An 11811-nucleotide genomic window follows, 5' to 3' on the forward strand; every position below is an offset into this window, starting at 1 on the left:
TGGCGGGCGGCAGGACGGCGGCTCGGGCGGCCGGTGGCAGGGCCAGCGCCAGCGAGCGCGCCCAGGCGGCGTCGGTGCCGGTCAGCAGCGGACGCCAGACCGCCTGCGCGGGCACCTGCTCGGCACCGTCCGGGGCGGTCGTCGCGCCAGCGCCGGGCATCCAGTCACCCGCCGTCGCGACAGTGCCGGACGTCTGGGCGGCCGTCGTCGCACCAGCGCCGGACGTCTGGGAGGCCGCCGTCGCGCGCACGCCGGGGAGGACGCGGCCACGGGTCACCAGGTCGGCGGCGAAGTCGGCCAGCTCGGCGAGGTGCCGCAGGCTGGCCCCGGCCACCGCCGGGATGTCGTCCAGGGCTTGCAGCAGCGAAAGGGCGTCGTCCGGGGCGTACACCAGTGTGGGGACCCGCCACCCGGCCACTGTGAGCCGGCCGCGGGCCGCAGGTGCGACGGTGGTCCGGATCAACTCGGGTGAGTCGGTCGGCGCGCCCGCCAGGGTGGGCAGGGTGAGCAACGCGGTGTCCGGCCGGGTCGGCTCGGCGGCATCGGCGAGGACGGCGGCCAGGTCGATGTGCCCGGCGGCGAAGGGATGCGGGCGTTCCCGGGCCGGCCGGCCCGAACGCGCAGCGGGGACCGGTGCGGCGCTGTCCTCGGCCCAGACGGCGAAGCCGCCGGTCGAGCTGCCGCCGGGCAACCACAGCCCGTGGATGACCAGCACCTGCTCCCCCTAGTCGCCGCCCGCCCCCAGGATAGGCGGCCCCGCTGACCAGACCGACGCCCCCCACCTGCGCGATCTTGCAGTTCCTGTCGGTGTTCTGCGAGCGGTGCACCTTTTGTCGCCGCAGAAAGCACAAGATCGCGGGGCGCTGGAGGTGGGAGCGGCAACGGGCTAGCGTCGGCGTTGTGGTCGATCTGCTGGTTCTTGGCGGGCTTGGGGTGGACGTACGGGTTCGGGTGCCCGCGCTGCCGCTCCCGGCTGCCGATTCCCACACCGTCGAGCCGATCGAGCTGCGGATCGGCAACACCGGCGCCGGGGTGGCGTTGGCCGCTCGGGCGCTCGGCCTGCGGGTACTGGTTGTCGACACCCTCGGCGCGGATCCGGCCGGTGAGCTGGTCCGGGCGGCGTTGACCCGGGCCGAGGTGCCGGCGTTGCTGGCCGAGCACCGGGGCGGCACCCGCCGGTCGGTGAACCTGGTGGACCCGGGCGGACGGCGCACGTCGCTGTACGACCCGCGCCCATGGCAGGGTGGTCCACCGTTTCCCGCCACCGACTTGGCCGCACTGGTCCGCGACGCCCGGCACGTCCACCTCTCGATCATGGACTGGACGGTGCCGTTGCTGCCCGCAGTGCGGGCTGCCGTGCCGACGGGCGTGGCGCTCTCCACCGACCTGCACGACTGGGACGGCGAGAACACCTACCATCAGCCGTTCGCGGAGGTTGCCGACCTGGTTCTGCTGAGCGGGGTGCGGTTGGGCGACCGGGACGCGTCGCTCGCCGGCGCGCTGGCGCCCCGGACGGTGGTGGTGACCCGCGGCGCGGACGGCGCCGAGCTGTACCCGGGCGACGGCACGACGGTGCCCGTACCGCCCGCCGTTCCCGGAAAGCCGGTGGTGGACAGCAACGGGGCGGGCGACGCCTTCGCGGCCGGTCTGATCGCCGCCCGGTTGCGCGGTGAGCCACTGGCGCGTGCCGCCCGGTACGCGGCACGGGTTGCCGCTGCGGCCTGCACGCATGACGGGATGGAGTATCCGCCGGGCCTGTTGCCCACCGGTTGACGGCCGACGGCGTGCGCCGACCCGGGGCTCAGAGCGCGCCGGCCTCACCGTCGGTCAGCTCGCGCAGGATGTCGGCGTGGCCCGCATGTCGGGCTGTCTCCTCGATCATGTGCACCAGAATCCACCGCAGCGACACCTCACCGAGCTGCGGGTGCGGCACCACGTGATCGAGGTCGATGCTCGCGGCGACCGCCCGGCTACGGGCGCAGGCTCGCTCGTACGCGTCGGTGAGCCCCACGATGGTTTCCTGGTCGCTCAGCGTGAAGCTGGCGACTGCGTCCTCCTCCGAGGTCAGGTAGACGGCGCCGGGCTCGGGGGCCAACAGGGTTGGAAACCAGTTCCGCTCGACCGTTGTCAGGTGCTTGACCAGCCCGGCGAGCGTGGTTGCCGATGGCACCAGCCGGCGTCGGGCGTCGGCGTCGGAGAGACCGCGCAGTTTGCGCAGCAGCACGGCCCGGTGGAAGTCGAGGAACGAGGTCAGGACGGCGCGTTCGTCGCCCGTGCGGGCGAGCACCGGACCGAGCGTGGGATCGATCGTCTGCTCCATCCGCCGACCCTAGCCACGGGCGGGGCGCCCCGCTGCCCCGCTATCCGCTGCGGGCGGACGTCAGGCCGGGCAGGATGGGCGCATGGCTTCATCCGTGCAGATCCTTCTCGTCGGCGGCACGGCGGACGGGCAGACCATCACCGTCGAACTGGACAGCAACGGCCGTCCGCCGCTGACCCACCATCACCTCGGCTCCGGTGGGCTGGCCGACGCGCAGATCTACGAGTTGGAGACCGCCCGCGAGGAGGCCCGCGAGTGGCGCTACCGGTGGACCGGCCCGGCGGTGTGACCGCCCGCTCAGACCCGGGTGAGGGTCTGGCTTCGCAGGCTCTCCAACACGCCGCGGGTGACCTCCGAGGTGCCCCGCGCCTGATCGCACACCTCCGCCACCCGTCGTGCGGTGGCCTCGGCGCGTTGCTCCCGCTCGTCCCAGAGTCGGTCGACCTCGGCCAGCAGCGGCCCCTCGACCTCCCGCTCCACGCCGCGTAGCGCCGGCACGCCGAGTCGTTGGGCCAGGTCGAAGACCTTGCCGGCGTACGGCAGGGGCAGGAACGGCGTACCGACCATCGCCGCGAAGATCAGGAAGTGCAGGCGCATGCCGACGGCCAGGTCGAAGTGGCGCATCAGCCCCAGCACCTGCTGCGGAGAGTAGGTGCCGTGCAGGATTCGACCTCGCTCGGCGGCGACCATGTGCGACAGCACCCCGTGCGAGTGTCGGATGTCGTCGCGCTCCATCGGTACGAACAGCACGTACGCGTCGATCCGGTGCACCAGGAAGTCACCGATCTGGGCCAGCAGCCGGTGGTAGCCGTCCACGTCGAGGCGTTCGGCGGCCCGGCCCGGCTCCCGCACGCTGATCCCGACGAGGCGCTTACCGACCGGCACGCCCTCCTCGGCCAGCAGGTGGGCCGGGAACTCCTCCGGTTGCAGGAGGAACGCCGGGTCCGCGGTGACCGTGATCGGGTTGAGCAGGCCGGCCTCCTCCAGCACCATCCGGGACTCCTGGTCCCGGACTGTCACCTGGGTCGCGCTGGAGAGCGTTTCCCGGACCATGCCGGTGTCAACCCCGTCGCTGAGCGGCCCGACCCCCACCGCGTACGTGAGCAGCGGCAGGCCGCGTTCCTGGGCCACCCGGACCACCCGCAGGTAACGGCGGGCCTCCCGGTCGTACAGGATGCCGCCGCCGCCCAGGATGAGCAGGTCGAGCTGGGCCAGGACCAGGGCCGAGTCGGTACGGCTCACGCCCTCCCAGGGCACCGCTTCGACGTCCGGGTGCGCGGCCCTGGTGTGCTCCGGGTTCCTGGAGAAGACGATGATCCTGGCGTTCGGTTCCTGCGTACGCAGATCGGTGAGCAGGCCGGTGAGGATCGCCTCGTCGCCGAGGTTTCGCCCACCGTACGAGCCCAGCACACCGATGGTCAGTCCGGCGCCGTGCGTCATCCGTCGCTCCTCCCCAGGTGCGGTCCGCGCCGGTTTCCCGCTGGGCAGGTGAACAGTCCTGCCGAGGGGACCCGTCCCTGGGCCGCCGCCGGCTCAGCTCGCCGGGGTGAGGCGCTTCGCCATCTGCTGCGAGGTGACCTCGAAGCCCAGACTGCGGTAGAGGCCGATCGCCACGGTGTTCGAACCGAAGACGTTCAGACCCAGCTCGGGCACGCCGAGCTGGGCGAGTTCGGCCTCGATGAGCTGGATCATCCGCCGCGCGTACCCGTGTCCCCGATGCTCCTCGTGCACCTCGATGTTGTGGATCCACGCCTGGTCCGGGGCGGCGGCCGCCGGCAGGGTCACCCAGATCCAGCCGACCTCGGTGTCGCCGACCCGGCCCACCCGCAGCAACGCCCTCTCGGTGGCCACGCCCGCCGGCAGCGACTCCCGGATCTGGTCGACCGACCGTGCCAGGGCCGCCTCCGGGGTCATCCCCCGGTGCGCCACCAGGTCCTCGGCGTACCCCTGCACCAGTGGCCCCCGCAAGCGGTCCAGCTCCTGTGCCGTCATCGGCGTCAGCGTCAACTCCACAGCGTCTCCCCCTTCGTCGTCGCCAGCGGGTAGTGCAGCAGAACCGGCCCGGGCACGCCAACCGTTTCCCCGCCCGGGGCGGACGGGACGGCCGGGGGTGCGCGGGCGGGCGACGATGGCAACGTGCGGATCGCCCACGTCAGCGACAGCCACCTCACCAACCCGGAGGGGGTGGCCACCTCGGTCGGCACCACGGTGGCGCTGCTGCGCGCCGCCGGGCACCGGGTCGCGCTGCACTGCCCCGGTCCACTGTCCCGGTGTCGCCGCCGACCGGGCGAGGTGCCCTCGCTGTCGGTGCCGACCCGGCCGTACCGGTTGGCGCTGCCCCGGGCGCCCAGCGCACCGGTCGACGTGGTGCACGTGCACACCACCGGCCCGCTCGGCGTCGCCGGCCTGCGTTGGGCCGCCACCCGGGGCGTACCGACCGTGCTGACCTGGCACACCGACCTCGTCGCGTACGCCGCGCACTACCCGGAGATCCCGATCGGGGCCGCGTACGCCGGCCTGCGGCTGGGCCTGCGCTGGCGGGCGGGCGACCTGTGGGCGCTCGCTCATCCCGGACCGGGTCGACAGGCCCGACTGGCGGCGCTCGGGCGAACCCTCCTGGCCCACACCACTGTCCTCATCGCCCCTTCGGCGAAGACCGCGGCGATGATGGCGACGATGGCGGGGCGTACACCGATCGTGGTCCTGCCGACCCCGGCCGCCGCGCCGCACGCCGACGCCGACGACCGGCGGCGGCTGCGGGCCCGGCTCGGCATCCCGGCGGACGCGCCGGTGCTGCTCGCGGTCGGGCGGGCCACGCCGGAGAAGAACCCCGAGCTGCTGCTGGCCGCGTTCGCCCAGGTCCGCCGCGAGTTGCCGGCCGCCCGGTTGGTGCTGCTCGGGGCCCGGCGGCGCCGGCGCGCGGTCCGCCGGATGGCCCGCCGGTACGGCGTCACCGGCGCGCTGCACCTGCTCCGTCCGGTGCCACGCCACCTGGTCGGCGGCTACTACCGGGCGGCGGACGTGCTCGCATTCGCCTCCACCACCGACACGCAGGGCCTGGTGCTCGCCGAGGCTGAGGCGTACGGACTGCCGGTGGCCATGGTGGACACTCTGCTCGCCGAGCGGCCCGGCACCGGCACCACCCGACCGGTCGCCGAGCCCAGCCCGGCCGCGTTCGGGGCGCTACTCACCCGGCTGCTGACCGAGCGGGAGTTACGCGGGGCCGTGATCCGGGACGGCCGGGCTGCGGCGACGAACTGGTCCGCGGAGCGCTACCTGGCCGAACTGGTCAGGCTGTACGCGTCGCTGCCGCCCGTCGGCACGGCGGGGACTGCCATCGGCAAGGCGCGGCGAGGTGACGCGGGGGCCAGGTCGGAGCGACCAGTCGGCCCGGCGCCGGTTCGCCTGACTCAACGGCGCACTGGTTGACAGTGGTCAGGGTGCCGACGGCGTGGACTCCAGTTGGTGCGCCAGTTGGGCCAGGTCGTGCAGGCGCAGGTCGCCGTCGAGGCCCTTCAGCGCGGCGGTCATCGCCCCGGCCGCCCGCCCGGCCCGCAGGCCCACCTCGGCGTCCTCGACGACCAGGCACCGCCCCACGGGTACGCCCAGCAGCGCCGCGCCCCGCAGATAGCCCTCCGGGTCCGGCTTGCCCACGCTGACGTCCTCCACCGTGACCAGCACCGGCGCCTTGATGCCGGCGGCGCCGAGCCGGGCCTCGGCGAGCCGCCGATCGGCGCTGGTCACCACCGCCCACTGCAACGCCAGCCGGGCCAGCGCGTTCAGTAGCTCGTGCGCCCCGGGGGTGGCTGTCACGTCGGACAGGTCGTCGTACTGCAACGCCAACTGCCGGGCCGCGGCAGCGGCGACCGCGACCTCGTCGAGCGCGGGCAGCAGCCGGCGGATTGTCCGGTCGGCCGGGCTGCCGTGCGCGATCGCCAACGCCGCCGCCGGGTCGACGGCGTACTCGGCGGCCCACCGCTCCCAGGCCCGCTCGACGGCGGCGTCGGAGTCGACCAGGGTGCCATCCATGTCGAACAGCACCGCGCCAATGCCTGCCAGTTCCACGACCACGCTCCCCGAATCGCTCGCCCCACCCTCCCCCACCTCGCAAGATCCGCGCAACTTCGGTGATCCCGCTGTCTCGTCGCCTGGTGAGGCAGCAGGATCGGTGAAGTTGCGCGGATCATGACGGCCGCCGGGTCCGCAGGCCGTCGAGGATCGCGGGTATCGGACCTTGAGGTCGGAGCGAGACGTCCGATGGCCGCCAGACGGGAGGGCGGCGCGGCCAGATGATCGTTTGCATGACGACGACACTCAACGACAAGGTCGCCTTGGTGACCGGGGGTTCCCGGGGCATCGGAGCCGGTATCGCACTGCGCCTGGCACAGGACGGCGCCGACGTGGCGCTGACCTACCGGCAGGACGCCGCGCGGGCCGCGATCGTGGTGAAGCAGATCGAGGCGCTGGGCCGCAGAGCGCTGGCGATCCAGGCGGACGGCGCCGACCCGGACGCGGTGCGGGGCGCGGTCGACCGGGCAGCCGCTGAACTGGGTCGGCTGGACATCCTGGTGAACAATGCCGCGGTGTTCCTGGTCGGCGCCCTGGACGAGCTCGGCTCGGCGGAGATGGAGCAGACGATCGCGGTCAACATCCGGGCACCGTACGTCGCCGCGCGGGCAGCCCTGCGGCACCTCGGCGACGGCGGACGGATCATCAGCATCGGCAGCAACGTCGGTGAGCGGGCGGTCTTTCCCGGGCTGACGCTCTACGCGATGAGCAAGACCGCTCTGGTCGGGCTGACCCGGGGCCTGGCCCGTGAACTGGGCCCACGGGCCATCACCGTCAATTTGGTCAACCCCGGTCCGACGGACACCGACGCCAACCCGGCGGACGGACCGAACGCGGCGGCGATCAGCGGATTCACCGCCGTCGGCCGGTACGCTCGCCCGGCCGATATCGCGGCCACCGTCGCGCACCTGGCCAGCGCCGAAGCCGGCTACGTGACCGGTGCGGTGGTCAACGTGGACGGCGGCTTCACCAGCTGAGGAGCCCGGGCGGCGTCGACGCGCCATCCGACGCCGCCCGGCCTCAACGATCGGCAGGCGCTACGGCGCGGTGGGTCAGGAACGCCGGCTCGTCAGGCGGGGTGACCCAGCACCGGGCGTACCGTGTCGACGAACGAGATCCGGCGCTTCGTCCGTACCTCGATCGCCGCGAGCCAGCGCTCCCGGTGCCGGTCGCGCAGCGGCGCGCTCCCGTCGCCCGACTCGTCACCGAGTCGGCGCTGGTCGGCGTACTCCGTGGTGAGGCTGGTCAACACGGCCCGGCCGGCCGCCGCGACCTCCGCCGGGCCCTCCAGCAACACCAGGTTGTACGCCTCGTCCACCGTGCGCATCGCTGCGTACGCCTCGTCGTAGCCGGGCATTGGCACGCCCCCACCGACGTCCAGCCACCGCCGGTCCAACTGCCGGTACGCCTGGTCGCAGGCGCTCAGGAACCCGACGTACGCGTCCCGCCGCAGCTCATCCCGACGCGTCGCCCGGCGCTCGGCACTCTCCTGCCGGGCGACGGTGAGCTGGTGAGCCAGTTGCCGACGGGTGCTGAGTGCGCCGACCAGCCCGGTCAGGGCGGCGGCGGCCAGGGTGGACAGAGAGGTGATCAACGCGACGGCGACGGTGTCCTGCACCCGCCCATCATGGCGTGACTCACTCCGGGCTCCGCCGAGGCGGGTCTTCTCTGGTGAAGGAAGCACCCCACCCAGGGAGATCGACGACGGGCCGAGCGTCGCCCGCAGGTAGGTGTCAGTGCAGTTCGTAGCCGGCTTCCTCGACTGCGGCCCGCACTTCGACGAGGTCGAGGAGGCGGTCGCTGTTCACCGTGACGGTGTCGTGTTCGACGTCCACCGCCACGGCGGTGACGCCGGGGATTCGCTCGATCTCCTCGGTGACGAAGCCTGCGCAGTGCCCACAGGCCATGCCGATCACGCGATAGGTGCTGACGGTCATGTCGACACCCGCCCCCGGTCGCTCACCTCGACGGGCACGGAACGGGTGAGCATGTGCGCCCGGCGCATCCGCCCGTCGTCAGCGAACTGCCCGAAGAAGTGGACGTCCACACTGCCCTCGCGCTTGGAGGTCTGGAAGTGCAGGGTGTAGCGGGCGGCGATCCGGTCCCCGTCCGCTATCGCCTCGTGCACCTCCCACCGGGCGCCGGTCTGGTGCTTGCGCGCCGGGCGGGTGTGCGCGATGAGCTTGGCGCGGTCCATCAGGTGGCCGTCGGCGACCTGCAGAATGTCGGGCGTGTGGTACCGATCGACGATCACCGCCGGATCCTCGTCACCGCGAACCAGGTCACTCATGAAGGAGGTGAAGAAGTCGGTGATGAACTCCTTCGGATCGGTGTCATCGAGCGCGCCCATCTCACCACCATCAACTAGTGATCTCCGCCGAACCTTTACAACTCGTAAAATATCTATCTCCGAGAACTTTGGCAAGGTGTAAGAGATGAACCGTTCAGCGGAGCGCAACCGTCGCGCCGACGCCCGCCGCAACTACAGCGCGATCCTCGATGCGGCAATCCGGCTACTCGACGCGCAGCCCGATGCCAGCCTCGACGCCATCGCCACCGACGCAGGGCTGACCCGGCAGACCGTCTACGCCCACTTTCCGTCCCGCGAGCACCTGATGGCCGCCATCGTCGACCGGATCACCGACGACGCCGTCGCCGCGATGGACGCCGCCGAGCCGGACACCGGTGCCGCCGCGGACGCGCTGATCCGGGTGCTCGAGGCCGGCGCCCAGATCGCATCGCGCTATCCGGTCCTGGTCCAGCAGATCGCGGCACTCCCGGTGAGCCCCGACATCGACGTGGCCCGCCACGCCCCGGTCGCCAAACGGATAGAGCAGGTAATCCAGCGCGGTCAGGCGAGCGGCGAGTTCGACAGAGGACTCCCCGCCGACTGGCTCGCCGCGATCACGATCAAGATCGGCCACGCCGCAGGCGAGGAGGTCGACGCCGGCCGGATGACCCGCGCCGAGGCGGCCCAAGCGCTGCGTACCGCCCTGCTCCGAGTGCTCCGCCCCGGGAACTGACTCTCGGGACGGTTTCGTTGGTGATGAAGGGTGGGCGCGGCAGGTTTCGAACCTGCGACCCCCCGCTTGTAAGGCGGGTGCTCTCCCACTGAGCTACGCGCCCGGATCGCCCGTGTGGCGGGCCGGTGGCTGGCAAGCTTACCTGCCCGCCACCGACCCGGGCGCACGGCGTACCCCGGTCAGTTGGTCGCTTCTGCGATGGCCTTGCGCCAGCCCTGCTGGTCGCGGGCCTCACCCGGGCCGTTCATCTCGGCGAAGCGGACCACGCCGGTCCTGTCGATGACGAAGGTGCCCCGGTTGGCGAAGCCGGCCACGTCGTTGAAGACCCCGTACGCCTGGGCGACGGCGCCGTGCGGCCAGAAGTCGGCCAGCATGGGGAACTGGTAGCCCTCGCGGTCGGCCCAGATCTTGTGGCTGTAGGCCGAGTCGACGCTGATGGTCAGCACCTGGACGTCGTCGTTCACGTACTCGCCGAGGTTGTCGCGCACCTCGCCCAACTCGCCCTGGCAAGTGCCGGTGAAAGCGAGCGGGTAGAAGACCAGCAGGACGACGCGCCTGCCCCGGAAGTCCGAGAGACGCACCTCCTGGTTGTTCTGGTCCTTGAGCACGAAGTCGGGTGCTTCGGCACCAACCTCGATGGGCATGCGAACTCTCCTCGCGTCGAGTCGGGGTGACGGCACCAGCCTGCTACCCGGCGGTGGGCGGACCGTCGGGCGAGCGGAGCGGCGCTGGTTACTTCTTGGCCTTGGCCCCTCGACGGAGCACCAGACGGGCGCCGCTCCAGTCCCGGCCGGCGTTGACGGTCGAGGTCTGCTGAAGGCCGGCCGTGGGCGCGGACTCCGCGACCTCACTCGGCTCGACGTGCCCCTCGCGCCCCGCCTTCGGGGTGAGCAGCCACACGACGCCGTTGTCGGCCAGCGGGCCGAGGGCATCGACGAGCAGCTCGAAAAGGTCGCCGTCGCCGTCCCGGTACCAGACCAGCACCGCGTCGACCACCTCGTCGGTGTCCTCGTCGACCAGATCTCCACAGCGGTCGGTCAGGGCGTCTCGGAGATCCTGGTCGACGTCATCGTCGTACCCCATCTCCATGACGACCATCCCCGGTTCGATTCCGAACCGGTCCGCCAGGCTGCGTACCCCGTCGGCGGCCTGACCAGCGGTCGCGCTCACTGTCGCGTGCCTCCTCATCTCGTCCCTGCTCGCGGCGTCGGTGCGACGGCCGTCAGGCAAAGTCCACACAGTTGTTGGTCTGCGCGCAAGTGGCGCACCGGGTGGAACGGAATTTACCGTGCCAGCAGCGTACGGGCACCGTCGGTAATGGCTTCCGCGGAGACCAGTACGTGACGTGCTGCCGGACCTAATGGTACAAACGAGTCAACTCCCGCCACTCGACGTGCGGCACCGACATATCCGGCGTCGACCAGCGCGGCGATCACGCCCTCGCCGACCCCGCCGGAGCGGCGCGTCTCGTCCACCACCAGCACCCGGCCGGTCGCCGAGGACTCCCGGATGATGTCGGCCACCGGCAGCGGAGCCAGCCAGCGCAGATCCACCACGCGGGTGCCGACCCCCTCCTCGGCGAGGACGGCCGCGGCCCGCAGCGACATCCGCACCCCGTTACCGAAGGTGATGATGGTGAGGTCGTCCGCCGAGCCGACCCGGTAGACCCGGGCCCGCCCGATCGGCACGTGGCCGGCCACCCACCCACCCGGCTCCGGATAGCCGGCCAGCCACTCCCCGTCACCCTCCGCGTACAGGTCGCGGGTGTGGTAGAGCGCGATCGGTTCCAGGAACACGCAGACACTGCCGTCCACCGCCGCGCTCGCCAGACAGGTCCGCAGCATGGGCGCGGCGTCGTCCGGCCGCGCCGGCACCGCGACCACCAGACCGGGCACATCCCGGAGTACGGCCACCGAGTTGTCGTTGTGGAAGTGCCCGCCGAACCCCTCCTGGTACGCCAGGCCCGCCACCCGCACCACCATCGGGTTGCGGAACGCCCCCTGCGAGAAGAACCGCATGGTGGCCGCCTCACCGCGCAGCTGGTCCTCGGCGTTGTGCAGGTACGCCAGGTACTGGATCTCCGGCACCGGCAGCATCCCGGCCAGCCCGGCACCGAGGCCCAGCCCGAGCACCGACGTCTCGTCGAGCAGGGTGTCGAAGACCCGGGCGGCCCCGAACCGGTCGCGCAGCCCCTTCGTCACCCCGTACACGCCGCCCTTGGCGGCCACGTCCTCACCGAAGAGCGCCATCTGCGGGTGGTCGAGCATCCCGTCGGCGAGCGCGGCGTTGATGCTCTGCGCCAGGGTCATCGGCCCGGCCAGCTCCGGCGGCTTGCCGCCGAACGCCTCCGCCCGCGCGCCCGCGCCCGGCCCGCTGGCCCGCGCCGCGGCGTCGGCCACC

The 11811-nt window shown here is 72.3% G+C and carries 15 protein-coding genes, 1 tRNA gene and 1 pseudogene; 5 read left to right on the forward strand and 12 right to left on the reverse strand.

The features are described from left to right. A pseudogene (locus tag GUI43_RS32045) lies at positions 1-715 on the reverse strand (ATP-dependent helicase); the annotation flags it as partial. Positions 716-900: 185 nt separating this feature from the next. Here GUI43_RS32045 and GUI43_RS32050 point away from each other — a divergent pair. After that, positions 901-1773 (forward strand): carbohydrate kinase family protein, encoded by an 873-nt coding sequence (locus GUI43_RS32050; RefSeq protein WP_112700549.1) that lies wholly within the window; start codon positions 901-903, stop codon positions 1771-1773. A gap of 28 nt (positions 1774-1801) precedes the next feature. On the opposite strand, the gene GUI43_RS32055 is transcribed toward GUI43_RS32050, so the two are convergent. Beyond that, entirely contained in the window at positions 1802-2320 is a 519-nt protein-coding gene (locus GUI43_RS32055) for a DinB family protein (RefSeq protein WP_112700551.1), read from the reverse strand. An 82-nt stretch (positions 2321-2402) separates the two neighbouring features. On the opposite strand from GUI43_RS32055, the gene GUI43_RS32060 reads away from it, so the two are divergent. After that, on the forward strand, positions 2403-2609 hold the full coding sequence (locus GUI43_RS32060; RefSeq protein WP_030488784.1) for a DUF8847 domain-containing protein: 207 nt from the start codon (positions 2403-2405) through the stop codon (positions 2607-2609). Positions 2610-2617: 8 nt separating this feature from the next. Here GUI43_RS32060 and GUI43_RS32065 read toward each other — a convergent pair whose 3' ends face one another. Next, positions 2618-3760, reverse strand: coding sequence for a polysaccharide pyruvyl transferase family protein (locus GUI43_RS32065; protein WP_112582603.1), 1143 nt, complete (start codon positions 3758-3760; stop codon positions 2618-2620). A 93-nt stretch (positions 3761-3853) separates the two neighbouring features. Further along, on the reverse strand, positions 3854-4333 hold the full coding sequence (locus tag GUI43_RS32070) for a GNAT family N-acetyltransferase (protein ID WP_112582602.1): 480 nt from the start codon (positions 4331-4333) through the stop codon (positions 3854-3856). A 123-nt stretch (positions 4334-4456) separates the two neighbouring features. Between GUI43_RS32070 and GUI43_RS32075 the strand changes: the two genes are divergently transcribed. After that, positions 4457-5749, forward strand: a complete 1293-nt coding sequence (locus GUI43_RS32075) for a glycosyltransferase (RefSeq protein WP_112700553.1) — start codon at positions 4457-4459, stop codon at positions 5747-5749. A 6-nt stretch (positions 5750-5755) separates the two neighbouring features. Here GUI43_RS32075 and GUI43_RS32080 read toward each other — a convergent pair whose 3' ends face one another. Further along, positions 5756-6385 (reverse strand): HAD-IA family hydrolase, encoded by a 630-nt coding sequence (locus GUI43_RS32080; protein WP_112700557.1) that lies wholly within the window; start codon positions 6383-6385, stop codon positions 5756-5758. 236 nt (positions 6386-6621) lie between these two features. On the opposite strand from GUI43_RS32080, the gene GUI43_RS32085 reads away from it, so the two are divergent. Then, positions 6622-7365, forward strand: coding sequence for an SDR family NAD(P)-dependent oxidoreductase (locus tag GUI43_RS32085; protein WP_112582600.1), 744 nt, complete (start codon positions 6622-6624; stop codon positions 7363-7365). A 92-nt stretch (positions 7366-7457) separates the two neighbouring features. Here GUI43_RS32085 and GUI43_RS32090 read toward each other — a convergent pair whose 3' ends face one another. From GUI43_RS32090 to GUI43_RS32100, 3 genes are all read right to left on the reverse strand, one after another. After that, positions 7458-8006: a hypothetical protein gene (locus GUI43_RS32090; protein WP_112582599.1), complete on the reverse strand. Its 549-nt coding sequence runs from the start codon at positions 8004-8006 to the stop codon at positions 7458-7460. Positions 8007-8121: 115 nt separating this feature from the next. Further along, entirely contained in the window at positions 8122-8325 is a 204-nt protein-coding gene (locus GUI43_RS32095; protein ID WP_112582598.1) for a heavy-metal-associated domain-containing protein, read from the reverse strand. Continuing rightward, positions 8322-8738: a nuclear transport factor 2 family protein gene (locus GUI43_RS32100; RefSeq protein WP_112582597.1), complete on the reverse strand. Its 417-nt coding sequence runs from the start codon at positions 8736-8738 to the stop codon at positions 8322-8324. Before GUI43_RS32100 ends, GUI43_RS32095 begins: the two co-directional genes overlap by 4 nt. Positions 8739-8823: 85 nt before the next feature. Between GUI43_RS32100 and GUI43_RS32105 the strand changes: the two genes are divergently transcribed. Continuing rightward, a complete protein-coding gene (locus GUI43_RS32105; RefSeq protein WP_112700555.1) occupies positions 8824-9411 on the forward strand; it encodes a TetR/AcrR family transcriptional regulator in 588 nt (195 codons plus the stop codon). 31 nt (positions 9412-9442) lie between these two features. On the opposite strand, the gene GUI43_RS32110 is transcribed toward GUI43_RS32105, so the two are convergent. From GUI43_RS32110 to GUI43_RS32125, 4 genes are all read right to left on the reverse strand, one after another. Next, positions 9443-9514, reverse strand: a tRNA-Val gene (locus tag GUI43_RS32110). A 76-nt stretch (positions 9515-9590) separates the two neighbouring features. Beyond that, a complete protein-coding gene (locus GUI43_RS32115) occupies positions 9591-10055 on the reverse strand; it encodes a peroxiredoxin (RefSeq protein ID WP_112601473.1) in 465 nt (154 codons plus the stop codon). 88 nt (positions 10056-10143) lie between these two features. Next, positions 10144-10581: a DUF3052 domain-containing protein gene (locus tag GUI43_RS32120; RefSeq protein WP_030330240.1), complete on the reverse strand. Its 438-nt coding sequence runs from the start codon at positions 10579-10581 to the stop codon at positions 10144-10146. Positions 10582-10694: 113 nt separating this feature from the next. After that, positions 10695-11811, reverse strand: a 1117-nt coding sequence (locus tag GUI43_RS32125) for an alpha-ketoacid dehydrogenase subunit beta (RefSeq protein WP_283016245.1), incomplete at its 5' end; no start/stop codon positions are given.

Origin of the sequence: Micromonospora noduli (assembly GCF_003264365.1) — a bacterium.
In the GTDB taxonomy this organism is placed as follows: Bacteria; Actinomycetota; Actinomycetes; order Mycobacteriales; family Micromonosporaceae; genus Micromonospora; species Micromonospora noduli.

Bases quoted from the DNA above. Each gene is read 5' to 3' on its own strand.
- GUI43_RS32055 (WP_112700551.1), bottom strand. From the start codon at position 2,320: ATGGAGCAGACGATCGATCCCACGCTCGGTCCGGTGCTCGCCCGCACG.
- GUI43_RS32060 (WP_030488784.1), top strand. From the start codon at position 2,403: ATGGCTTCATCCGTGCAGATCCTTCTCGTCGGCGGCACGGCGGACGGG.
- GUI43_RS32065 (WP_112582603.1), bottom strand. From the start codon at position 3,760: ATGACGCACGGCGCCGGACTGACCATCGGTGTGCTGGGCTCGTACGGT.
- GUI43_RS32085 (WP_112582600.1), top strand. From the start codon at position 6,622: ATGACGACGACACTCAACGACAAGGTCGCCTTGGTGACCGGGGGTTCC.
- GUI43_RS32095 (WP_112582598.1), bottom strand. From the start codon at position 8,325: ATGACCGTCAGCACCTATCGCGTGATCGGCATGGCCTGTGGGCACTGC.
- GUI43_RS32100 (WP_112582597.1), bottom strand. From the start codon at position 8,738: ATGGGCGCGCTCGATGACACCGATCCGAAGGAGTTCATCACCGACTTC.
- GUI43_RS32105 (WP_112700555.1), top strand. From the start codon at position 8,824: ATGAACCGTTCAGCGGAGCGCAACCGTCGCGCCGACGCCCGCCGCAAC.
- GUI43_RS32115 (WP_112601473.1), bottom strand. From the start codon at position 10,055: ATGCCCATCGAGGTTGGTGCCGAAGCACCCGACTTCGTGCTCAAGGAC.